Genomic DNA, 21060 nt, shown 5'->3' on the forward strand with positions numbered 1-21060 from the left:
GCGGGTGGCGCCGGGACGGACGTGTACGGCTCACAGCAACAGCAGGTCGTGCAGCGCAGCCATGAGGAGCAGACACCCGATCACCGCAAGGAAGATCATCAGCGGTGGCTGGGATAGGGCGAAGAGGCACCCGCGCGGCTCGTCCTTCGGCGGCGCGGCCTCGCTCTCTGTCGTGTCCAGCATCTCGCGGCAGATCATGGCGCAGGAGGAGGCCTGTACGCGATCACCATGCCATCGATATGCGAGAGTTGCCGGATTCCGCGCCGTCTCGTCCGTCTTGCTTCGGGTTGTGAACGGATCCGGACGCGCTCATGACGCACTGTGTCGTTTCGGTCCGGGGCCGATGTGGCCGCGGACGTGCCGTTATGCCGCCGCACCCGCTATGCGGCTGTCATATGCCGTGCTTCTTGAGGATGGCCTCGATGTCGCTGAAGTCCTCGGTGGCGCCGCCGGCACGCGGGGCGGTGGCGGATCCGGTCGCCGGGCGGGTCCCCGGGCCCAGGGAGGGCGCGGAGGCCGTCGGGGCCACGGCCGCTCCGGTCTCACCGCTCCGGGCCGCTCTGCGCCCGGCCCGGGTGCCGCCGCGCCGGCGCTCGACGGCGCGGGTGCTCGCGAAGAGCAGCCAGGCCGCGCCCAGCACGCCGAAGCCCGCCCAGGCGACGGGACTGAAGGCGGTGTCGGAGACCCAGCCGACGACGCCCGTCATCACCAGGCCGACCGGCACCAGCGAGTAGGCCGCGATGCGGGCCGCCGACAGGAAACGCTTGCGGTAGGCCGTCACCACCGCGATGCCCAGGCCCGCCGCGGACACGGCGGAGCAGACGGTCTCGGCAATCATCCGGTCCTCCTGGCGGCTCGGTCGGGTGGAAGTGGGACACACGAACGCGAAGAAGCGGCATGCGGCGATGGCGCGCTTCGTCCCTTCCATCCTGCCCCGCCCCGTGCCCGCGAAGCCATGCCCCCGGCGGACATCAGGGACATCTCCGGGTCGCCTCCTCCTGGAGTGCCGTACGGTCCCGACGATCCCGTCGAGGCCGTACGGTCCCGATTGGGTCGGCGGGCCCCGGCCTGGAAGACTGGGCGGCATGAGCGACTCCTCCCCCGCACCCGCCGACGTCCCCGTGCTCGATGTCTGGTGCGAGCTGCAGTGCCCCGACTGCCGTACCGCGCTGGACGACGTCCGCGCCCTGCGCGCCCGCTACGGCGACCGGCTGGAGCTGCGGCTGCGGCACTTCCCGCTGGAGAAGCACAAGCACTCCTTCGCCGCCGCCCAGGCCGCCGAGGAGGCCCTGGCACAGGGCCGGGGCTGGCCGTACGTGGAGGCCGTACTGGGGCGGGTCGAGGAGCTGGACCGTCAGGGAGAACCCTTCCTGGTCGAGGTGGCCCGTGAACTCGGGCTGGACGCCGAGGAGTTCGACACGGCCCTGATCGACGGCCGGCACATCCTGATCGTGGACGCCGACCAGGCCGAGGGCAAGGCGATCGGTGTGACCGGCACCCCCACGTATGTCATCGGCGGCGAACGCCTCGACGGCGGCAAGAGCCAGGAGGGCCTGCGCGAGCGCGTCGAGGAGATCGCCGACCGGCTCCTCGCCGAGCGGGACGCCTGACCGCGACAGCAGGGACAGCAGCGGACTTGGAGCGCTACAGCAGGGGCTTGAACAGGGAGCTGGCCGTCGTCTTGTACCCGAGCGACTCGTACAGCCGCTCCGCCGGGGTGTTGCCCGCGTGCACGTTGAGGCCGAGGAGCGCCCGTCCGGCGTCGGCCGCCTGGCGCTCCGCCAGCAGCATGAGCGTACGACCGTGCCCCTTGCCGCGCTGCTCCCCATCGGTCTCGACGTCGAACACGTACGCCTTGTCGTCCTGGAGGGCCACCCACAGAACGCCCACCCGGACCCCTTCGTGCTCCAGGACGCTGAAGAGCATGCCGTCCGTCGCCAGACCGTGCGGCAGCAGCCTCTCATGGTCACGGCGGGACTTGGCGTAGGCCGCGGCCTCGGGGACACCGTGCTGGATCCACATGCGCGCGTACTCCTCGCTCTCGTACGCGTACCACGCGTCGAACTCGTCGGTGGTCATGGGCCGCGCACGATTGCCCGGTGGCAGCTCGGGCGGGGTGGTGCCGAGGCGCTTCTCCATGCCGCGGTTGCGCACGGTGTAGCCGAGGGTGCCGAACAGCCGCAGGGCGATGTCCGCCGAGGCGGGGACGACGGCCTCGATCTGGGTGCAGCCCCAGCCGCGTGCCACCTCCTCGGCGGCGAGCGCGGCCACCGTGGCCCGGCCGCGCCGCCGGTCGGGCTCGGCGATCCACAGCTCGCTGATGCGCGCCACCGAGTCGCCGAGGGAGGAGGACGTGCCGAGGTGGATCTCGCCGACGGGACGGCTGTTCACGCAGACCTGATAGCGGCGGGACCGCGTGCCGTCCGGATGTTGCTGAAGCGGCTCGACCGGCCGCAGGGTCGTGGTCATCACAGGTGTTCTACCCGCGACCGGCCGCCGAGTCAGCCCGTTTTCCCGGGCCTGCGGCAGAAGCCACGGGCCCGGCTCAGGGGTCCAGGTCCTCGCCGGCGTGCTCGTCGAAGATCCGCATCGCCTTGGCGGTCACCGGGCCCGGTGCACCGGGCAGTTCGCGGTCGTCGACGCGGTGCACGGCCTGGATGTCCCGCAGGGTGGAGGTCAGGAAGATCTCGTCGGCCCGCTCCAGGACGTCCAGCGGCAGATCGGTCTCCTTGGCGCCGGTCCACTCGACCGCCAGGGCACGGGTGATGCCGGGCAGACAGCCGGAGGCGACCGGCGGGGTGTGGATCTCGCCGTCCAGGACGACGAAGACGTTGGACCCGGTGCCCTCGCAGAGCTGCCCGACCGTGTTGCCGAACAGCGCCTCGGAGGCGCCGTGTTGGTGGGCGCGGGCCAGGGCGACGACGTTCTCCGCGTACGAGGTGGTCTTCAGGCCGGTCAGGGCGCCGCGTTCGTTGCGCGTCCAGGGGACGGTGATCACGGCGGTGGTGTCCGGACGGCGGGTGGTCGCGCCGAGGGCGACCACGAGGGTCGGGCCGTGCTCGCCGCGGTCGGAGCCGAGCGGGCCGTGGCCGCCGGTATAGGTGATCCGCAGCCGGCCGAGCGGCATCGGGTTGGCCTCCAGGACGGCCGCGCAGGCCTCGCGGATCTCCTCGTGATCGGGGTCGGGCAAGCCGAGGCCCCGGGCCGAGCGGGTCAGCCGGTCCAGGTGCCGGGTGAGCGCGAACACCCTGCCGTCGACCGCCTTCACCGTCTCGAAGATGCCGTCGCCGACGGTCAGCCCGTGGTCGAAGACGGAGACGCGGGCGGACTCCAGGTCCCGCAGCCCGCCGTCCAGCCAGATCCTCATGTGCACACCCCTCCACTCGCCTCGTACGTCCCCGACGCTACCGCGAGCAGCCGGGACGCCTTCAGCTCGGTCTCCCGCCACTCCCCCTCGGGGTCGGATCCCCAGGTGATGCCGGCGCCGGTGCCGAAGCGCAGGACCCCTTCGGCGCGGTCGAGCCAGAAGGTGCGGATGCCGACGGCCAGCTCGCCCGCGCCCCGGTCGGCGTCGACCCAGCCGATGCCGCCGCAGTACGGCCCGCGCGGGGCGGCCTCCAGGGCCTCGATGATCCTGAGGGCGCTCGATTTCGGCGCGCCGGTCACCGAGCCGGGCGGGAAGGCGGCGGCGAGGAGGTCGGGCCAGCCCGACCCGTCGCGCAGTTCGCCGCGGACCGTGGAGACCAGGTGGACCAGGCCGGGGTGCTTCTCCACGGCGCACAGGTCGGGGACGGTCACACTGCCGGTCGCGCACACGCGCCCGATGTCGTTGCGTACCAGGTCCACGATCATCACGTTCTCGGCGTAGTCCTTCTCCAGGAGGTCCGCCTCCGTGCGCCCGGTGCCCTTGATGGGCCCGCTCTCGACGACTCGCCCCTCCCGGCGCAGGAAGAGCTCGGGCGAGGCGGTGGCGATCTCCACGCCGTGCTCCGGCAGCCGGATCGTCCCCGCGTACGGCGCGGGGTTGCCGCGGGCCAGCAGGGCGGTCAGGGCGTCCACGTCGGCGTCGGGGGCCACGGGCGCGCTGAGCACCCGGCAGAGGTTGGCCTGGTAGACCTCGCCGGCGGCTATGTGCTCGCGGATGCGGCGGACGGCCGCCGTGTAGGCGCCGTGGTCCAGGGAGGAGGTCCACTCCCCTGCCGCCGGACCCCGCCAGCCGCCCGGCACCGGCGCGGGCACCGGCTCCGTGCGTACGTCCGCGAAGCGGGCGCAGGTCAGGCGGCCTTCGAAGTCCGCGCAGACGGCCCAGAAGCCGTCCGAGTCCAGGGCGGCCGGATCGCTGGTGACGTCCAGCAGACCGGTGGCGACGCGGTCGCCGAAGCGGGCCAGAGCAGGGAGCCGGGAAGGGTGGTGAGGCACGCGATCGAGTCTAGGTCGGGTGTCCGACGGGTGGCTCCGGGATGTCCCCGAGGCGGCCCTGACCATGTCGTCCATCGGGCGCACCGCAGCACGCTGCGCAAACGCGTTTTTGTACTGGCCCGGGAATCCGCTAGAGTTCAACACGTCGCCGGGACGCGGAAGCGGACCGAAACGACAGGCGGACGTAGCTCAGTTGGTAGAGCGCAACCTTGCCAAGGTTGAGGTCGCGAGTTCGAGCCTCGTCGTCCGCTCGAAGGAAGAAGGGGTCATCCCGATCCCCTACACTCCTGGTGGAGTGGCCGAGAGGCGAGGCAACGGCCTGCAAAGCCGTCTACACGGGTTCAAATCCCGTCTCCACCTCCAAGGACGATTAGCTCAGCGGGAGAGCGCTTCCCTGACACGGAAGAGGTCACTGGTTCAATCCCAGTATCGTCCACTGGATCTCCTCGGAGATCTTGCGGATCTTCTCGAAGATCCTCCCCGCGCGATTAGCTCAGCGGGAGAGCGCTTCCCTGACACGGAAGAGGTCACTGGTTCAATCCCAGTATCGCGCACTGACTGTGACTGCCACGTCACAGCCCGCGGACGATTAGCTCAGCGGGAGAGCGCTTCCCTGACACGGAAGAGGTCACTGGTTCAATCCCAGTATCGTCCACATACCGGAAAGCCCCGGCCGTCTCGTACGGCCGGGGCTTCTTCGACAGGCCCATGAACGGCGCAATGCCGGCGCAGCTCCCCAGCTGCGCCGGCATTTTGTGCCGTCCGCCGCACCCCCGTCCCCACGGGGTTTCCTGGATGGATGTCCCCGCCCGGACCGCTCTTCCGGGCCTGGGGTCGCCGCTCAGCGCCCCAGCATCACACCCACGGACGACGCCTGTGTGGCCACTGTGTCCCAACCGTGGAAGACGATCAGGAGCAGGGCCGCCAGAGGAAGGGCCATGAGCGTCGCCACCAAGGGGTGGCGGCGACCCGTGCGGCGGGGGGCGAACGTGGTGCGTCGCGGTGCCGTGTGGGCCATGGTCCCTCTCCTGACCGATTCGGTTGTCCTCGGAGCGGCGGGTGTCTGACCTCGGGGGACGAGTGCTGCACCCGCCGCTTGTCCTCAAATCTAGGCGCGCGGCCCGCAGCGGTCGTCATGCCTTCGTACCGATTGCCGGGCCTCCCGGAGGATGAGCCTTGACCTGGGACGTACTCCCCTGGGTGGAGACGCCGGTGCGGGTCTCGGGGTCTTCCCGGAGGGGGCGTCCGCCGTATCCGTCATTTCCGGAGCGCCGGGGGCGGAAGACGTGACTTCGATCACTCCGGCGGCGGGCCCGAGGGCTGTCGTGTCCCCCTCACGGTCGTTCCGGTGACCGGTCCTCCGGCCCACCCGCGGTGGCCGTCGGGCGGGTGTGCGGACCTGCGCCACCTGGCCTCATCAGGCGTCAACGTCCGCTCCCCGGCCACTGGTTGATGGCTCAGTGTGCTCAAGGGCACGGCACAGCGAGGGTTGCTGACCGTGTTTCACATCGGGTGGGCGGTCCGCGCAATCCGTTCGGGGCGGAGGGCGCGGCCTCTGCGCGCCGACGGCCGTGGAAACGTAAGCTGTGCCACGTCACAGGGACCGGGCAGCGGGGATGAACATGGCGATGATGCGCCTGAGGCGCGAGGACCCGCGCGTCGTCGGCTCTTTCAGGCTTCACCGACGGCTCGGCGCGGGCGGAATGGGCGTGGTCTACCTCGGCTCCGACAAGAAGGGGCAGCGGGTCGCGCTGAAGGTGATCCGGCCCGATCTGGCGGAGGACCAGGAGTTCCGGTCGCGGTTCGCCCGTGAGGTCTCGGCGGCCCGGCGGATCAGGGGCGGCTGTACGGCCCGGCTGGTCGCCGCGGATCTGGAGGCCGAGCGCCCCTGGTTCGCCACCCAGTACGTACCCGGCCCGTCCCTGCACGACAAGGTCGCCGACGAGGGCCCGCTCGGCGCGGCCGACGCCGCGGCGATCGGTGCGGCCCTGTCCGAGGGCCTGGTCGCGGTGCACGAGGCCGGGGTCGTCCACCGGGACCTGAAGCCCTCCAACATCCTGCTGTCCCCCAAGGGACCGCGGATCATCGACTTCGGCATCGCCTGGGCCACCGGTGCCTCCACCCTCACCCACGTCGGTACGGCGGTCGGCTCCCCCGGCTTCCTCGCGCCCGAGCAGGTGCGCGGCGCGGCCGTCACGCCCGCCACGGACGTCTTCTCCCTCGGCGCGACCCTCGCCTACGCCTCCACCGGCGACTCACCCTTCGGGCACGGCAGTTCCGAGGTGATGCTGTACCGGGTGGTGCACGAGGAACCGCAGCTGCACGGCGTACCGGACGCGCTCGCCCCGCTGGTGCGGGCCTGTCTGGCGAAGGACCCCGACGAGCGGCCCAGCACCCTGCAGCTGTCGCTGCGGCTGAAGGAGATCGCCGCCCGTGAGGCGCAGGGCCTGGACGGCGTCGTACGGCCGCCCGCGCCGCGGGCCGCGGAGGCGGACCGGCCCACGGGACGGCTCGTCGACACCTACCCCGAGCAGCAGCGCACCCAGCGGCGTACCGCTCCGGGCACCCCGCTGCCGCGGGGTGGTGTCCCCTCCCGGGGCGGTGGCGCGCCGGTGCGGGGCGGGGTCCCCTCGCGGGGCGGCAGCGGTGCGCGCGGTACGGGTGCCGGCGCGCGGCCGGGTGCGGCCCGGCCGACGCCGGCTCCGCGCGGCGGCGGCCCGCGCTCGGGCAGTGGGAACCGGCCCGCTCCGCGCGGCGGTTCCGGGCGGCCGGCGCAGCGTACGGCGGGTACGGGGCGGCGGCCGGCCAATCCGCGGCTGCTGCGGCAGCGGCTGTTCGTGTTCGTGGTGGTGACGCTGCTCGTGGCGCTCGGCATCGCGCTGGCCCAGGGCTGCCAGGGCCCGGCGCGCGGACTCGGCGGCGACGGCGGCGTACACCGGCAGGCTCAGACGCTGCACCAGTCGCCGCGCGCCGGGGGCCCGGCGGAGGATCTGTACATGGCGACGCCGGAGCGCGGCTCCGTCGGGTGAGCGGCGCGCGGAGCGGCCGTCAGGATGCCGGGCGGCCGGTGGCGACCGCGTAGAACGCCACCGCCGCGGCCGCGCCCACGTTGAGCGAGTCGACGCCGTGGGACATCGGGATGCGGACCCATTCGTCGGCGGCGACCAGGGCTTGGGTGGAGAGCCCGTCGCCCTCGGCGCCGAGCATCAGGGCGACCCGGTCCATCGTGTGCGGGGCGGCCTCGTCGAGGGTGCGGGCCTTGTCGTCCGGGGTGAGCGCGAGGAGCGTGAAGCCGGCCTCGCGGACCGACTCCAGCCCCTTCGGCCAGGTCTCCAGCCGGGCGTACGGCACCGAGAACACGGCGCCCATGGAGACCTTGACGCTCCGCCGGTACAGCGGGTCGGCACAGTCGGGCGACAGCAGCACCGCGTCCATGCCGAGAGCCGCGGCCGATCTGAAGATCGCGCCGATGTTCGTGTGATCGTTCACCGACTCCATGATCACGACCCGGCGTGCGGAGCGCAGCAGTTCGCCGGCCGTGGGCAGCGGCTTGCGCTGCATGGAGGCGAGGGCGCCGCGGTGCACGTGGTAGCCGGTGACCTGTTCGGCGAGCTCGGGGCGCACGGCGTAGACCGGGGCCGGAAGTTCGTCGATGACGTCGCGCATGACGTCGATCCACTTGGCCGAGAGCAGCATGGAGCGCATCTCGTAGCCCGCTTCCTTGGCCCTGCGGATGACCTTCTCGCCCTCGGCGATGAACAGGCCCTCGGCGGGCTCGCGCTTGCGCCGCAGTTCGACATCGGTCAGACCCGTGTAGTCGGCGAGACGCGGGTCGTCGGGATCCTCGACGGTGATGAGATCGGCCACAGGGTGATACTGCCTTGTCCTGGGTGTGCTGCCAACGGCTGGGAAGGGGTGCGTTACCCCGGGTTACGCGTGATCAAGCCGAGAATGGTCACGCGACGGGCGCCGGGCCGACCTGGACGACCGCGCCGATCACGATGACCGCCGGGGGCTTCACGTCCTCGGTGCGCACGGTCTCGGCGACCGTGGCGAGGGTGGCGTCGACCCGGCGCTGCGCGGCCGTCGTACCTTCCTGGACCAGGGCGACGGGGGTGTCCGGCGACTTGCCGTGCGCGACGAGCGTCTCGGCGATCTTCCCGATCTTGTCGACGCCCATCAGGATCACGAGGGTGCCGGTGAGCTTCGCCAGCGACGGCCAGTCGACCAGGGAGCGCTCGTCGTCGGGAGCCACATGGCCGCTGACGACCGTGAACTCATGGGCGACGCCCCGGTGAGTGACCGGGATGCCGGCCGCGCCGGGCACCGAGATCGAGCTGGAGATGCCGGGGACGACCGTGCACGCGATGCCGGCCTCGGCGAGCGCCTGGACCTCCTCCATGCCCCGCCCGAAGACATACGGGTCGCCACCCTTGAGCCGGACGACCGACTTGCCCTGCTTGGCGTGCTCGATCAGCGCGTTGTTGATGGCCTCCTGGGCCATGTACCGGCCGTACGGGATCTTCGCCGCGTCGATCACCTCGACGTGCGGCGGGAGTTCGGCGAGCAGGTCGCGCGGGCCGAGCCGGTCGGCGATGACGACGTCCGCCTCGGCGAGGAGCCGGCGGCCGCGGACCGTGATCAGGTCGGGGTCGCCGGGGCCGCCGCCGACCAGGGCGACGCCGGGGGTGCGGGTGCGGTGGTGGGGTGCCACCAGGGTGCCGTCGCGCAGGCCTTCCACCACCGCGTCGCGGATGGCCGCGGTGTGGCGGGGGTCGCGGCCGCGCGCGTCCGTGGTGAGGACGGCGACGGTGACGCCCTCGCTGTGCCCGGTCGCCGGGGTCCAGGCGGTGGCCTGGTCGGCGTCGTCGGAGCGGACGCACCAGACGCGGTGGCGCTCCGCTTCGGCGGAGGCGGCGGTGTTGGTCTCGGGGTCGCTGGTGGCGATGAGGGCGTACCAGGCCTCGGCGAGGTCGCCCTCCTGGTAGGGCCGCCTGGCCCAGGTGATCTCCCCCGCGTCCGCCATGGCCTCGACGGAGGGGGTCGCTGCCGGGGACACGAGAACGATGTCCGCGCCGGCCGCGAGGAGGGCGGGGAGGCGGCGCTGGGCCACCTGGCCGCCGCCGAGGACGACCACGCGGCGGCCGGAGAGGCGGAGGCCTACGGGGTAGGCGGGGTGTTCGGCCATGAGGGCGTCCTCCGGTCGCTGTGCGGTGGCGCTGACGTGCGGATTTTACGTTGGCGGGGCTGAGGGCGGGACAGGTGTCCGGTGGCTGGGCACGGAGCCACGGACGTGTGCAACGGGGCTCGGCACCACAGTGCCGAGCCCCGTACGCAGACCACTACTTCTCAGTGACCCCCGCCGAGTCGAACGTCGCCACCTCGTGCATCGCCCGTGCCGTGCTCTGCACCAGCGGCAGGGCCAGCAGGGCGCCCGTGCCCTCGCCGAGGCGGAGGTCGAGGTCGACCAGGGGGCGCAGGCCGAGCTTGTTGAGGGCGGCCACGTGGCCCGGTTCGGCGCTGCGGTGGCCCGCGATGCAGGCCGCCAGGACCTCGGGGGCGATGGCGCGGGCGACCAGGGCCGCGGCGCCGGCGCTGACGCCGTCCAGGATCACCGGCGTACGCAGGGAGGCGCCGCCGAGGAGGAGTCCGACCATGGCCGCGTGCTCGAAGCCGCCGATGGCCGCGAGGACGCCGAGCGGGTCGGCCGGGTCCGGCTGGTGGAATTCCAGGGCGCGGCGGACGACCTCGGTCTTGCGGGCCAGGGTCTCGTCGTTGATGCCGGTGCCCCGGCCCGTCACCTCCGCCGGGTCGGCACCCGTGTAGACGGAGATCAGGGCGGCGGAGGCCGTGGTGTTCGCGATGCCCATCTCGCCGGTGAGCAGCGCCTTGTTGCCGGCGGCCACCAGATCGCGGGCGGTCTCGATGCCCACCTCGATGGCCTGCTTGGCCTCCTCGCGGGTCATCGCGGGGCCCGTGGTCATGTCCGACGTACCGGCCCGGACCTTGCGGGGCAGCAGGCCCGGCGTGGCGGGCAGGTCGGCGGCGACACCGACGTCCACGACGCACACCTCGGCGCCGACCTGGGCGGCGAAGGCGTTGCAGACGGCTCCCCCGCCGAGGAAGTTGGCCACCATCTGGGCGGTGACCTCCTGCGGCCAGGGGGTGACGCCCTGGGCGTGCACGCCGTGGTCGCCCGCGAAGATGGCGACGGCGGCGGGCTCCGGGATCGGCGGCGGGCACTGCCGGGACAGCCCGGACAGCTGCGCGGAGATGATCTCCAGCATGCCGAGCGCGCCGGCCGGCTTGGTCATCCGCTTCTGGCGCTCCCAGGCCTCACCGAGGGCCTTGGCGTCGAGCGGACGGATCTGTGCGACGGTCTCGGCAAGCAGGTCGTGGGGTTCCTCTCCGGGCAGGGCGCGGCGGCCGTACGTCTCCTCGTGCACCACCCAGGACAGCGGGCGTCGCTTGGACCAGCCGGCCTGCATCAGCTCGGGCTCGTCCGGGAACTCGTCGACGTACCCGACACACAGGTACGCGACGACCTCCAGGTGCTCGGGCAGGCCGAGCGCGCGGACCATCTCCCGCTCGTCGAAGAAGCTGACCCAGCCGACGCCGAGGCCTTCGGCGCGGGCGGCGAGCCAGAGGTTCTCCACCGCGAGCGCCGAGGAGTAGGGCGCCATCTGCGGCTGGGTGTAGCGGCCGAGGGTGTGGCGGCCGCCGCGGGTGGGATCGGCGGTGACGACGATGTTGACCGGGGTGTCGAGGATGGCCTCGATCTTCAGTTCCTTGAACTGCTTGGCCCGGCCCTTCGGCAGCGACTTGGCGTACGCCTCGCGCTGCTGCATCGCCAGTTCGTGCATCGTCCGCCGGGTTTCGGCGGAGCGGATGACGACGAAGTCCCAGGGCTGCGAGTGGCCCACGGAGGGCGCCGTGTGGGCCGCCTCCAGGACGCGCAGCAGCACCTCGTGCGGGATGGGGTCGCTGCGGAAGCCGTTACGGATGTCGCGGCGCTCGCGCATGACCTTCAGGACGGCCTCGCGCTCGGCGTCGGCGTAGGCGGGCGCGGCCGGGCCGGTGGACTGTCGGGCTTCCGCCACAGCGGCCGTGCTCCCCTCGTCCTGCTCTTCCTGGTCGGCGGCCCTGGTCTGCAGGTCCTCCGCGTGCTGTACGACGTCGGCGGCCTGCTCGCCCTCACGCGGCGCGGGCACCGCGGCCACCGGCGCTTGCGTCTCCTCCACGGGGAGGACCAGCGGCTGCGGCGGGGTCGGCGCCAGATGCGGGGCGGTGGGCACCTGCCCCTCGACGGGCACGAACTGCCCGAGCGGCTGCTCCGGCTGGGGCTCCAGCGGCACATGGGAGGGCAGCGGCTCGCCCTGCCCGGCCTCGGCGGCGGCCTGCTGCTCAGCGGCATCGCCGGCAGGGACGGCCGGCGGCGGGGTGGCGTCGGTGGGCTGCGTCTGCGGGCCCGCGGGGGCGCCTTCGGGGGCGGCGGTCGGCTCCGGCTGAGTCTGCGGCACGGCGGCGGCCTGGGCCTCCGGGGTGCCCGGCAAGGCTTCGGCGATGGGCGCGACGGGCTCAGCCAGCTGGGGGCCCTGGGCAAGATGAAGGTGCGGCTCAGGGGTGGCGACGGTCTCGACGACAGCCGGGGCGGGGACGGCCTCCTGCGCCGGGGCGACGGCGGGGGCCTCGGCCTCGGCCACCTCCGGCGCGGGGGCCGGGGCAACGGCCTCGGGCAGCGCCGGCGCCTCGGGCAGGGCGGCCGGCTCGGGAGCCGGTACGGCTTCTGCGGCGGGTGCGGGCTGAGCTGCGGCCGGCTGAGCCTCCACGACGGCGGCCTCCACGACGCCGGACTGCGCGTCCACAACGGCGGCCTGCGGCTCCGCGGTCGCGGGGGTGGGCGGGGCGGGCTGCTGTCCCGGGGCGGCGGGCTCCGCGAGAACCGCGACGGCCTCCGGAGCAGCCTCCGCGGCGAGGGCCTCGGGAGCGGTCTGGGCAGCGTCCGGCGCCTGCGGTGCGGGAGCGGCGGCCACGGTCCGCTCGGCGTCGTCCACCGTGACGGCGCCCTCGGCGACCGGGGCAGCCTGGTCCGCGTCGGCGGCGACCGGCACGGTCTGCGGCTGCGGCTGCGGCACGCTCTCGCCCTGGCCCGGGTCGGCCGCCTCGGACGGCTGGGCGGACTCGGACGGCTCGGCGACGGCGAGGTCCGCGCCCAGGACGGTCTCCGGAGCCTGAGGCGGCGCGGCCTCGCCCGGCAGCACAGCGGCCTGCGCTTCCTCGACGGCGACGGCAGCCGGTTCGGCGGGGCTCGCCTGGGCCTGCTGACCGGGGGCCGCCGCGTCCGCCTCCTCCACGACGACCGGCGCGCCCTCAGCGACGGCAGGCGTGTCCTCGGACACGGCCGGCCCGGCCTCCGCTTCCGTCACCGCCGGGGTCTCGGCCACGGGCGCCCCGTCACCGGCGGCACCGCCGACGGCGACCGCACCCGCGAGCGGCTGCTCGACGGGCTGCTCTGCGACCGCACCCTCGACAGGCTGCTCGGTGGGCGCGCCCTGGCCGTCCCCGGCAGCGGGCTGAGGGACGCCCGCCGCGTCGTCCGCGCCTTCCACGCCCTGCTCGGCGGCGAACGGCGCAGCCGCGACGCCCTCGGGACCCGCCCCTGTAGCCGCGTACACCCCGTCGTGGCCGTGCACGGGCTGTACACCGTCGTGGCCGTGCACCACCTGGGCGGCGGTGCCCGGTGCCGGTACGGCCGCCTGGTGCGCGAGCCGGGCGACGGCGGCCTGGGCCGCGCCGGACGGGTCGGCCTGGGCGGTGACCTGCGCGGGGACCAGGGCCTCCGCGGGCGCCGGGGCGTCCGCAGGGACCGCGATGCCCGCCGCGGCCGCGGCCGGGTCAACCGTTTCGGCAGCCTGTGCCTGTGCATCCGCCTCGGCCACCGCGACGGCCGGGGCCGGCGTGGGCGCCGTACCCCAGGGGGCCGCGTTCTGCGGAGCCATGTCGTGCAGCGGCTGGGCGTCGAGGTACTCGGGGCCGGCCGGCGCCGGAGCGGGCTGGCGCACCGGTGCGCCGGCCGGGCCGCGGTCGGCGAGGGAGCGGACCGGGCTGGCGGAGGCGTCCGGGATCGGCGGGCCGAGGTGCAGCGGGCGGCGCGGCGGCTGCGGCGCGGCCGAAGCGTCCTGCGGGGCGGAGAGGATGGGGGACGGCGGCACGGACGCCGGGGCCGGGTTCGGCAGGCGGACGCCGCTGAGGTCGACGGAGCCGCTGTCACGGCCGGCCGTCTCGTGCGGGCCCGGCTCGTGGACGGCCTCGACGACCGGTTCCGGGGCGGGCGGCGGTACTTCGTTGCCCCATGCGCCCTGGGCGCCCGGCAGCAGCAGGTCTTCGTCCTCGGCGGGTGCCTCGGAGAGGTAGGTGTACGCACCGTGCGCGGCAACGCCCGGCTGCTCCACCATGCCTGCGCTCTCCGGCTGCCCCTCGCCCGGGACCTGGCCGGTGTCGGTCATGCGTACCCCTCGCCCATCGGTTAGTGCTCTCCTACGACCAGCTCACCCGGAACGGCGCACCGACCGCCCCCGCAGTGAAGAACGAGCGTCCGTGCCCAGCGGCACGAACGACCCGCCTGAAAAGGCGACAAAGCCATTCAGTGGCATTGTCCCGGCCGTTGCGCCATCGCGACAGCATGATCCGCGACAGCCCGCTGTGGACTGCGCCACGTTGCGCGTCCTCCGGTTCCGCAGTACCACACCCACCCCAAAACGGGCGCGCTTTCCGGACATTGGCGAACGAACTTCCGGGCCGCCCGGTGCGGTACAACGATCGGCCAGCCTACCGCGCGCAGTACGACAACAGGATCACGGGTTGCGATCCCGGAGGCCCACCCGTCTCCCGACCACCACCCCTCAACGAGGCGCTTCGCGCCGCAGCAGTTCTCCTGTGAGCAGGAACGCGACACTCCGCTCGGTCTCCGTCCAGGCGCGGGTGTCGAGGGCGACGGACTGGAGCAGGGCGCACTCGACCCGGTAGCCGTGTTCGGTCAGATCCCGGCCGACGCGTTCGGCCGCGTCGCGGGTCGCGGCGTGCGTGACGATGCGCTGGGGGCGCCGGTCGGCGACCGCCGAGACGACGGCCGCGCCTCCCCCGCCGACCCGTACGACGTCCGGTTCCGGCAGGTTCTCCAGCACGTGCGGGGCGCTGCCGTGCACCACCTGGAGCTGGACGCCGAACCGGCGTGCGGCCGCCTCGGTGCGGGCGCAGGCCCCGGGGTCGCGGTCGACGGCGATGACGGCGGCTCCGGCGCGCGCGGCCTCGGCGGCGAACGCGCCGGAGCCGCAGCCGATGTCCCAGACGAGGTCCCCGACCCGGGGCCCCAGCCGGGCGAGTTGGGCGGCCCGCAGCAGCTCCGTCTCCCCCTCGCCGAGCCTGCCGCCGGGTCCGCCGCCGTAGGACTCGTCGGGCTGTACCCAGCCGCGGGGACCGGCTCCGGGATCGCGGCCGGCGATCCAGCCGCCGCTCTCCCCCGCGCCGGCCGGGCCGACGGGTCCCCCGATGACGATGACGACGTTGGGGTCGCGCCAGGTGTGGTCGGCCGCCTTGTCGGAGGTGACGACGCTGACCTGTTCGCGTTCGGTGCCGAGTTCCTCGCAGATGACGAAGGTGCGGTGGACGCCGTCGAGCAGCAGGCCGAGTTCGGCGGGTCCGGCGCCGGGCGAGGTGAGGACGGCGACCTTGGTGTGGGCGCGGCAGACGTTCACGGCGCGGCGCAGGGTGCGCCGGTGGGCGACGACCACCTGGGCGTCGTCCCAGGGCATGCCGGCACGGGCGAAGGCGGCGGCGACGGAGGAGACGGCGGGGACGACCTCGACCTCCAGGCCGTACTCGGGGGCGCGCAGGGTGCGGACGACGCCGAAGAAGCCTGGGTCGCCGTCGGCGAACACGACGGCGGTGCCGCGGTGGGCGGCGATACGGCGGGCGGCGAGCGCGACGCTGCCGAGACGGACGCGTTCGGCACCGGACGGGACCTCGGGCAGGGCCAGATGGTGGGCCGCGCCCGCCACGAGCGTGGCGGCGCCGAGGGCGGCGCGTGCCGCGGCGGTCAGCGGCGAGCCGTCCCAGCCGATCACCGTGACCCGGTCGGCCATCGTCGTCTCTCTCCAGGTCTGCGCAGGTAGTCAGGGGGAAGGGGCCCTTGGGCGGGCTCCGTGAGCGTACCCGGTGAGGCGCGGAGGATCAGTTCCAGTCCGAGTACGACGTGAAACCACCCGTGTCGGCCAGCTGCTCGCTGACCCCCGCCAGGTCCTCCGGCAGCAGGCTCCACACGATGACGTCGGTGCGGACGTCCGTCCACGTGCCGTCGTCGGTCCTGCTGCGCGCTATCCAGGCGCCCCGCAGGACGCCCTCGCTGATACAGCCGATCTTCTGGGCGACCTGCTGGGAGGCGGCGTTGTCGGCGGCGGTGCGCAGCTCCAGGCGTTCGAACTTCTGGTCGTGGAACAGCCATTGCGCGGTGGCCAGGGCGGCCTCGGAGGCATAGCCTTCGCCGCGCGCCCAGGGGGCGATGACGTAGGCGATCTCCGTCGAGCGCACCCGCCAGTCGGTGTTGCGCAGATGGACGGTGCCGACCAGGCGCTGGGTGAGGAACTCGTCGACGGCGAACACGATGCCGCGGCCCGCTTCGCGCTCGGCGGGGGCCTGTGCGGTGATCCAGGCCCGGGCGTCGGCCTCGGTGTATGGCTGGGGGACGGAGGTCCAGGCGGTGACCAGCTCGTCGTTCATCATCTCGGCGAAGGCCTCGATGTCCGACTCCTCGAAGGGGCGCAGTACCAACCGCTCCGTGCTGAGGGAGACGTTGGGAAAGGTGCCACTCATGCGCCGCTCCGTAACTTCGGAAAAACCTTCAGGTCCTGCTGAACTGCCCAGCATGCAGCATGAAACCACTGAACCGCACGACGGGGTCCACACCCGGTGAGGGAGTGGACCCCGTGCGTCGCGAAACGCCGTATACGTGCCGTCAGCCCTTGCGTGAGCCCTTCCGCCGGCTCAGAAGGACGGGATGACGGAGCCCTGGTACTTGTCCTCGATGAACTTCTTCACCTCGGGCGAGACGAGCAGCTTGGCGAGCTTCTCGACCCGCGGGTCCTTCTCGTTGCCCTTCTTCACGGCGAGGAAGTTGCCGTAGGGGTTGTTCTTCGCGGACTCCAGGACGAGGGCGTCCTTGGCGGGCTTCAGGCCGGCGGGGATGGCGTAGTTGCCGTTGACGACGGCGGCGTCCACGTCGTCCAGGGAGCGCGGGGTCTGGGCCGCCTCGACCTCCTTGAACTGGAGGTGCTTGGGGTTGTCGGCGATGTCCTGGGGGGTGGCCTCGTTGCCGACGCCGGACTTGAGGGTGATGAGCCCGTTGTCGGCGAGCAGCTTGAGGGCTCGGCCCTCGTTGACGGCGTCGTTCGGGACGGCGATGGTCGCACCGCTCTTCAGGGCGTCGGCCTTCTTGACCTTGTGGGAGTAGAGGCCGAGCGGCTCCAGGTGCACCGTGACGACGGGCACGATGTGGGTGCCGCGCTTCTTGTTGAAGTCGTCCAGGTACGGCTGGTTCTGGAAGTAGTTGGCGTCCACCGAGCCGTCCTCGGTCGCCGTGTTCGGCGTGATGTAGTCCGTGAACTCCTTGACCTGCAGATCGAGGCCCGCCTTCTTCGCCAGGTTGTCCTTGACGAAGTTGAGGATCTCGGCGTGCGGGGTCGGGCTCGCGGCGACGACCAGCGGGCCGCTGTAGTCGTGGGAGGAGCTGGAGGAGCTGCCGGAGCCGCAGGCGGACAGCCCGAAGGTGAGGGCTCCGGCGGCGAGGACGGCGGTGGTGAGCTTGGCGGTGTTACGCACGAAAAGTGCCTTTCCTTATGGGTGGTGCGACCCCGTGTACTGGGTGAACGGGGGGACTGAGGGGGTGTCAGGCGACCTTGCCGACGTCTGCGGCGGCCGGCTCCTTGGCCTTGAGCAGGCGGAGCTTGGGTGCCGGGCCGGAGCGGGCGCCGCGGCTGTGCAGGGAGCGGGCCGCGAGGTCGCCGGCGAACTGGATGAGGGAGATGGCGACGGCGAGGATCGCGACGGTGATCCACATCATCTGGGTCTCGAAGCGCTGGTAGCCGTAGCGGACGGCGAGGTCGCCGAGGCCGCCGCCGCCGACCGTGCCGGCCATGGCGGAGTAGCCGATGAGGGCGATGACCGTGGTGGTGGTGCTGGCGATCAGCGAGGGCAGGGCCTCGGGGACGAGGACCTTGCGGACGATGGTCCAGGTGTTGCCGCCCATGGACTGCACGGCCTCGACGAGACCGTTGTCCACTTCGCGGACGGCCGTCTCGACGAGCCGGGCGAAGAACGGGATGCCGCCGATGGCGAGCGGCACGATCGCGGCGGTCGTACCGATCGTCGTCCCGGTGACCCAGCGTGTGAAGGTCATCAGCGCGACCATCAGGATGATGAACGGCATGGAGCGGCCGACGTTCACGATCTGGCCGATCACCTTGTTCAGGACGACGTTCTGCACCAGGCCGCCCCGGTCCGTGAGGACGAGGAGGATGCCGAGCGGAAGGCCGACGGCGACGGCGATCAGGGTGGACCAGACCACCATCGTGAGCGTGTCGGTACAGGCCTGCGACAGCAGCGGCTGCATCTCGGACCAGGTCACTTGGCACCATCCTTCACCAGCAGGGGCGCCTCGCCCTCGTGGCCGACGACATCGATCTGGAGGCCCTGTTCGCGCAGGAAGCCGATCGGCACCACGTTGTCCTCGTAGCGGCCGGGCAGTTCGATGCGCATCCGGCCGATCTGGAGGCCGCCGACGGTGTCGATGGCGGCGCCGAGGATCGAGATGTCGATGTTGTAGGTGCGGGCGAGCTGCGAGATGACCGGCTGGGTGGCGGCCTCGCCGTGGAAGGTGACGTCGAGGACGGTCCGGTCGGCGCCGGTGCGCTCGCCGCTCACCGGGAACAGCGCGGCGGCAAGCGTGGAGCCCGGGGTGGCCAGCAGTTCGCTGACGGCGCCGTGCTCCACGATCCGGCCCCGCTCCATGAGGGCGGCGGAGTCGCAGATCGACTTCACGACGTCCATCTCGTGGGTGATGAGCAGAACGGTCAGGCCCAGCTGCCGGTTCAGGTCGCGCAGCAGCTGGAGGATGGAGCGGGTGGTCTCCGGATCGAGGGCGCTGGTGGCCTCGTCGGAGAGCAGCACCTTGGGGTCGCCGGCCAGGGCGCGGGCGATGCCGACGCGCTGCTTCTGGCCGCCGGAGAGCTGGGCGGGGTAGGCCTTGGCCTTGTCGGCGAGGCCGACCAGGTCGAGCAGTTCGAGCGCCTTGCGGGAGCGCTCCTTGCCGGACCTGCCGAGGATTTCGAGCGGCAGCTCGATGTTGTCCTGCACGGTGCGCGAGGACAGCAGGTTGAAGTGCTGGAAGACCATGCCGATGCGGCTGCGCGCCCGGCGCAGTTCCTTGCCGGCGCGCGGGCCGCGGCCGGCCAGGGCGGTGAGGTCCTGTCCGGCGACGGTCACGGTGCCGGAGGTGGGGCGCTCCAGCAGGTTGACGCAGCGGATGAGGGAGGACTTGCCGGCGCCGGACTGGCCGATGACGCCGTAGACCTCGCCTTCGCGGACGTGGAGATCGACGCCGTCGAGGGCGGTGACCTCACGGCCGCGGGAGCGGTAGACCTTGGTCAGGCCCGAGGTGGTGATCACAGGATTTCCGTCACTGTCGAGTGCGCGGGCGTGGGTGTGCCCGGGCACGGGTGCATGCGGTTCAGGCATGGAGAGAAGGTGCGCGCCTCCGTACGGACTGCGGCGCACGGAAGACATGCCACGGCTCTCGCTTCGGGGCGCGAGGCTCAGCTGATGCGGGGGCCCTCTAGAAGGCGCACATTCGACACATCAGGCGACACATACAACGAGCACCGGGCGTCATGGTCGCCTCGGTCGCAAGGGTGCGGCAGCTCGTCGTGGTCATGCGAGCAGTAAATCAGACGTACGGTCCTGACCGGTCGCCGCTGTCCGGATAGTGGACAGCGGCGGACAGCCCGGGAGACGGCCTCAGTCGCGGACGGAGATCTCCACGCCCGCGTCGGTGACCAGTACCGACAAGGCCGACAGGTCCCTCACCACCAGGTCGGCGTCCAGCTCCTCGGCCCGGTGGGTTGTGGCCAACGCCACGGTGGTCATCCCGGCGGCGCGGCCCGCCCGGAGTCCGGCCGGGGCGTCCTCGAAGACGACACAGCGGGCCGGGTCGACGCCGAGCAGCCGGGCGGCGAGGAGATAGGGCTCGGGGTCGGGCTTGCCGCGCGTGATGTCGTCGGCGCAGACCAGCGTCTTGGGCAGGATGCCGACCGCGTCGAGGCGGGCCTCGGCCAGCCGCCGGGTGGCGGAGGTGACGACGGCCCAGCACTCCGCCGGCAGACCCGCCAGGAATTCGCTCGTGCCGGGCAGGAGCCGTACGCCCCCGTTCGGCACGTCCTCGACCTCCAGTTGCTCGACCCGGGCGACCGCCTCCGGTACGACGGCGGCGGGCAGCAGGTCGGCGACGATCTCGACGGCGGGCCGCCCGTGCAGCGCCACGCGCCCGAACTCCTCGGCCGTGATCCCGTACTCCGCGGCCCATCGGGCCCAGCAGCGCTCGACGGAGGCGAGGGAGGAGACGAGGGTGCCGTCGTTGTCGAAGAGGAGGGCCTGTGCGTGGATCGTCATGCCCAGAACCCTACGGTGTGGTCTAGACCCTATGGCGTACGGCGGGGTCGGCGGCCGGGGCCCGTTTCGGGCGTAATAAGGTCTCCGCATGCTCAATGCCCTGACGCTGGTGACCGGGATCGCCGCGCTGCTGCTCGCCGCGTGGTGCGGCTGGGCCGCGTACCGGGACCAGCCGACCAAGGACTGGCACTTCATCGGCATGGCCGTGGTGTCGCTCCTGGCCGTGATCCAGCTGGTGATCGGGATCGTGCAGCTGGCGCGGGGCGAGAAGCCGGCTCAGGGTACGACGATCTTCGTGGCGTATCTGCTGGGGGCGTTCGCGTGTGTTCCAGCGGCGGGGATGATGTCGCTGGCCGAGCGGACCCGCTGGGGTTCGGTGACCGCGGCCGCCGGCGGTGTGGTGCTGGCCGTGCTGGAGGTGCGGCTCTATGACATCTGGGGAGGCTGACGTGACGGCGGCGGAGGAGAAGCCGGCCCGGCTGATCAGCGGGCCGGGCATGCTGCTCGTCTGGTTCTACGGCGTGATGGTGGTCGGCGCGGTGTCGCGCTCGGCGTTCCAGATCGCGACGGAGTTCGACCGGGCGCCGCTCGCGTACACGCTGTCGGCCGTGGCCGGCGTCGTGTACGGGTTCATCACGTACACGCTGATCCGGGGCGGGGAGACGGCCCGGCGGGCAGCGCAGGTCTGCTGTGCGGCCGAGCTGGTCGGTGTCCTGACCGTCGGTACGTGGACTCTGGTGGGCTCTTCCGCGTTTCCCGATGCGACCGTGTGGTCGGACTACGGGATGGGCTACATCTTCATCCCGGTTCTGCTACCGCTTTCCGCCATGTACTGGCTGCGGAAGGCGCCTGCTCACAGGGGTGCCTGAGGAGCGCGGGCGGCCGCGGGTGGTTTGTGGTCACTCGCGCCGTTCCCCGCGCCCC

The 21060-nt window shown here is 72.6% G+C and carries 19 protein-coding genes and 5 tRNA genes; 9 read left to right on the top strand and 15 right to left on the bottom strand.

The features are described from left to right. Positions 1–30: 30 nt before the first annotated feature. Together LE548_RS19580 and LE548_RS19585 are read right to left on the bottom strand one after the other, a co-directional pair. Complete coding sequence (locus tag LE548_RS19580) at positions 31–183, bottom strand: hypothetical protein (protein WP_167361970.1); 153 nt, start codon at positions 181–183, stop codon at positions 31–33. A 208-nt stretch (positions 184–391) separates the two neighbouring features. Further along, positions 392–838 (bottom strand): hypothetical protein, encoded by a 447-nt coding sequence (locus LE548_RS19585; RefSeq protein ID WP_225098187.1) that lies wholly within the window; start codon positions 836–838, stop codon positions 392–394. Between the two features lie 247 nt (positions 839–1085). Here LE548_RS19585 and LE548_RS19590 point away from each other — a divergent pair, with 247 nt between their 5' ends. Continuing rightward, positions 1086–1610, top strand: a complete 525-nt coding sequence (locus LE548_RS19590; protein ID WP_225098188.1) for a DsbA family protein — start codon at positions 1086–1088, stop codon at positions 1608–1610. 34 nt (positions 1611–1644) lie between these two features. Here the strand turns inward: LE548_RS19590 and LE548_RS19595 are convergent, their stop codons facing one another. The 3 genes from LE548_RS19595 to LE548_RS19605 form a co-directional block, all read right to left on the bottom strand. Continuing rightward, the gene (locus LE548_RS19595; RefSeq protein ID WP_225098189.1) at positions 1645–2469 is read right to left on the bottom strand and encodes a GNAT family N-acetyltransferase; all 825 of its coding nucleotides are present in this window, start codon (positions 2467–2469) and stop codon (positions 1645–1647) included. A gap of 76 nt (positions 2470–2545) precedes the next feature. Further along, the gene (locus tag LE548_RS19600; RefSeq protein ID WP_225098190.1) at positions 2546–3367 is read right to left on the bottom strand and encodes an aminotransferase class IV; all 822 of its coding nucleotides are present in this window, start codon (positions 3365–3367) and stop codon (positions 2546–2548) included. Next, positions 3364–4485, bottom strand: coding sequence for a chorismate-binding protein (locus tag LE548_RS19605; RefSeq protein WP_263636327.1), 1122 nt, complete (start codon positions 4483–4485; stop codon positions 3364–3366). The genes LE548_RS19600 and LE548_RS19605 overlap by 4 nt, the downstream gene beginning before the upstream one ends. Positions 4486–4597: 112 nt before the next feature. Between LE548_RS19605 and LE548_RS19610 the strand changes: the two genes are divergently transcribed. The 5 genes from LE548_RS19610 (at position 4598) to LE548_RS19630 (ending at position 5074) form a co-directional block, all read left to right on the top strand. Further along, positions 4598–4670, top strand: a tRNA-Gly gene (locus tag LE548_RS19610). A gap of 38 nt (positions 4671–4708) precedes the next feature. Continuing rightward, positions 4709–4782 (top strand) — tRNA-Cys (locus LE548_RS19615). Position 4783: 1 nt separating this feature from the next. Continuing rightward, positions 4784–4855, top strand: a tRNA-Val gene (locus LE548_RS19620). A gap of 46 nt (positions 4856–4901) precedes the next feature. Then, positions 4902–4973: transfer RNA gene (locus LE548_RS19625), tRNA-Val, on the top strand. Positions 4974–5002: 29 nt separating this feature from the next. Further along, positions 5003–5074: transfer RNA gene (locus LE548_RS19630), tRNA-Val, on the top strand. A 186-nt stretch (positions 5075–5260) separates the two neighbouring features. Here LE548_RS19630 and LE548_RS19635 read toward each other — a convergent pair. Then, positions 5261–5437 (bottom strand): hypothetical protein, encoded by a 177-nt coding sequence (locus LE548_RS19635; RefSeq protein WP_225098192.1) that lies wholly within the window; start codon positions 5435–5437, stop codon positions 5261–5263. Positions 5438–6035: 598 nt separating this feature from the next. Between LE548_RS19635 and LE548_RS19640 the strand changes: the two genes are divergently transcribed. Beyond that, complete coding sequence (locus LE548_RS19640) at positions 6036–7448, top strand: serine/threonine-protein kinase (protein WP_225098193.1); 1413 nt, start codon at positions 6036–6038, stop codon at positions 7446–7448. 19 nt (positions 7449–7467) lie between these two features. Here LE548_RS19640 and LE548_RS19645 read toward each other — a convergent pair whose 3' ends face one another. From LE548_RS19645 to LE548_RS19685, 9 genes are all read right to left on the bottom strand, one after another. Continuing rightward, entirely contained in the window at positions 7468–8286 is an 819-nt protein-coding gene (locus LE548_RS19645) for an RNA methyltransferase (RefSeq protein WP_225098194.1), read from the bottom strand. An 88-nt stretch (positions 8287–8374) separates the two neighbouring features. Continuing rightward, positions 8375–9607 carry a uroporphyrinogen-III C-methyltransferase gene (gene cobA, locus LE548_RS19650; RefSeq protein ID WP_225098195.1) on the bottom strand — a complete coding sequence of 411 codons (1233 nt, stop codon included), beginning with the start codon at positions 9605–9607 and terminating at the stop codon, positions 8375–8377. A 154-nt stretch (positions 9608–9761) separates the two neighbouring features. Beyond that, entirely contained in the window at positions 9762–13925 is a 4164-nt protein-coding gene (gene cobT, locus LE548_RS19655; protein ID WP_225098196.1) for a nicotinate-nucleotide--dimethylbenzimidazole phosphoribosyltransferase, read from the bottom strand. Positions 13926–14321: 396 nt separating this feature from the next. Further along, positions 14322–15560, bottom strand: a complete 1239-nt coding sequence (cbiE, locus tag LE548_RS19660; RefSeq protein ID WP_225098197.1) for a precorrin-6y C5,15-methyltransferase (decarboxylating) subunit CbiE — start codon at positions 15558–15560, stop codon at positions 14322–14324. Positions 15561–15648: 88 nt separating this feature from the next. Continuing rightward, complete coding sequence (locus tag LE548_RS19665) at positions 15649–16287, bottom strand: GNAT family N-acetyltransferase (RefSeq protein ID WP_225098198.1); 639 nt, start codon at positions 16285–16287, stop codon at positions 15649–15651. A gap of 171 nt (positions 16288–16458) precedes the next feature. Next, the gene (locus LE548_RS19670) at positions 16459–17292 is read right to left on the bottom strand and encodes a MetQ/NlpA family ABC transporter substrate-binding protein (protein ID WP_225098199.1); all 834 of its coding nucleotides are present in this window, start codon (positions 17290–17292) and stop codon (positions 16459–16461) included. Between the two features lie 67 nt (positions 17293–17359). Beyond that, positions 17360–18097, bottom strand: coding sequence for a methionine ABC transporter permease (locus LE548_RS19675; RefSeq protein WP_225098200.1), 738 nt, complete (start codon positions 18095–18097; stop codon positions 17360–17362). Next, complete coding sequence (locus tag LE548_RS19680; protein WP_225098436.1) at positions 18094–19137, bottom strand: methionine ABC transporter ATP-binding protein; 1044 nt, start codon at positions 19135–19137, stop codon at positions 18094–18096. The genes LE548_RS19675 and LE548_RS19680 overlap by 4 nt, the downstream gene beginning before the upstream one ends. A gap of 348 nt (positions 19138–19485) precedes the next feature. After that, positions 19486–20136, bottom strand: coding sequence for an HAD family hydrolase (locus LE548_RS19685; RefSeq protein WP_225098201.1), 651 nt, complete (start codon positions 20134–20136; stop codon positions 19486–19488). An 88-nt stretch (positions 20137–20224) separates the two neighbouring features. On the opposite strand from LE548_RS19685, the gene LE548_RS19690 reads away from it, so the two are divergent. Together LE548_RS19690 and LE548_RS19695 are read left to right on the top strand one after the other, a co-directional pair. Beyond that, positions 20225–20584, top strand: coding sequence for a hypothetical protein (locus LE548_RS19690; protein ID WP_225098202.1), 360 nt, complete (start codon positions 20225–20227; stop codon positions 20582–20584). Next, positions 20565–21005 (top strand): hypothetical protein, encoded by a 441-nt coding sequence (locus LE548_RS19695; protein WP_263636307.1) that lies wholly within the window; start codon positions 20565–20567, stop codon positions 21003–21005. Before LE548_RS19690 ends, LE548_RS19695 begins: the two co-directional genes overlap by 20 nt. Positions 21006–21060: the final 55 nt, after the last annotated feature.

The sequence above is a fragment of the Streptomyces sp. CoH27 genome, assembly GCF_020181035.1.
Taxonomy (GTDB): Bacteria; Actinomycetota; Actinomycetes; order Streptomycetales; family Streptomycetaceae; genus Streptomyces; species Streptomyces camelliae.

Bases quoted from the DNA above. Each gene is read 5' to 3' on its own strand.
- cbiE (WP_225098197.1), bottom strand. From the start codon at position 15,560: ATGGCCGACCGGGTCACGGTGATCGGCTGGGACGGCTCGCCGCTGACC.
- LE548_RS19695 (WP_263636307.1), top strand. From the start codon at position 20,565: ATGACATCTGGGGAGGCTGACGTGACGGCGGCGGAGGAGAAGCCGGCC.
- LE548_RS19590 (WP_225098188.1), top strand. From the start codon at position 1,086: ATGAGCGACTCCTCCCCCGCACCCGCCGACGTCCCCGTGCTCGATGTC.
- LE548_RS19595 (WP_225098189.1), bottom strand. From the start codon at position 2,469: ATGACCACGACCCTGCGGCCGGTCGAGCCGCTTCAGCAACATCCGGAC.
- LE548_RS19605 (WP_263636327.1), bottom strand. From the start codon at position 4,485: ATGGTCAGGGCCGCCTCGGGGACATCCCGGAGCCACCCGTCGGACACC.
- LE548_RS19690 (WP_225098202.1), top strand. From the start codon at position 20,225: ATGCTCAATGCCCTGACGCTGGTGACCGGGATCGCCGCGCTGCTGCTC.
- LE548_RS19580 (WP_167361970.1), bottom strand. From the start codon at position 183: ATGCTGGACACGACAGAGAGCGAGGCCGCGCCGCCGAAGGACGAGCCG.
- cobA (WP_225098195.1), bottom strand. From the start codon at position 9,607: ATGGCCGAACACCCCGCCTACCCCGTAGGCCTCCGCCTCTCCGGCCGC.
- LE548_RS19585 (WP_225098187.1), bottom strand. From the start codon at position 838: ATGATTGCCGAGACCGTCTGCTCCGCCGTGTCCGCGGCGGGCCTGGGC.
- LE548_RS19600 (WP_225098190.1), bottom strand. From the start codon at position 3,367: ATGAGGATCTGGCTGGACGGCGGGCTGCGGGACCTGGAGTCCGCCCGC.
- LE548_RS19665 (WP_225098198.1), bottom strand. From the start codon at position 16,287: ATGAGTGGCACCTTTCCCAACGTCTCCCTCAGCACGGAGCGGTTGGTA.
- LE548_RS19640 (WP_225098193.1), top strand. From the start codon at position 6,036: ATGAACATGGCGATGATGCGCCTGAGGCGCGAGGACCCGCGCGTCGTC.
- cobT (WP_225098196.1), bottom strand. From the start codon at position 13,925: ATGACCGACACCGGCCAGGTCCCGGGCGAGGGGCAGCCGGAGAGCGCA.
- LE548_RS19635 (WP_225098192.1), bottom strand. From the start codon at position 5,437: ATGGCCCACACGGCACCGCGACGCACCACGTTCGCCCCCCGCCGCACG.
- LE548_RS19685 (WP_225098201.1), bottom strand. From the start codon at position 20,136: ATGACGATCCACGCACAGGCCCTCCTCTTCGACAACGACGGCACCCTC.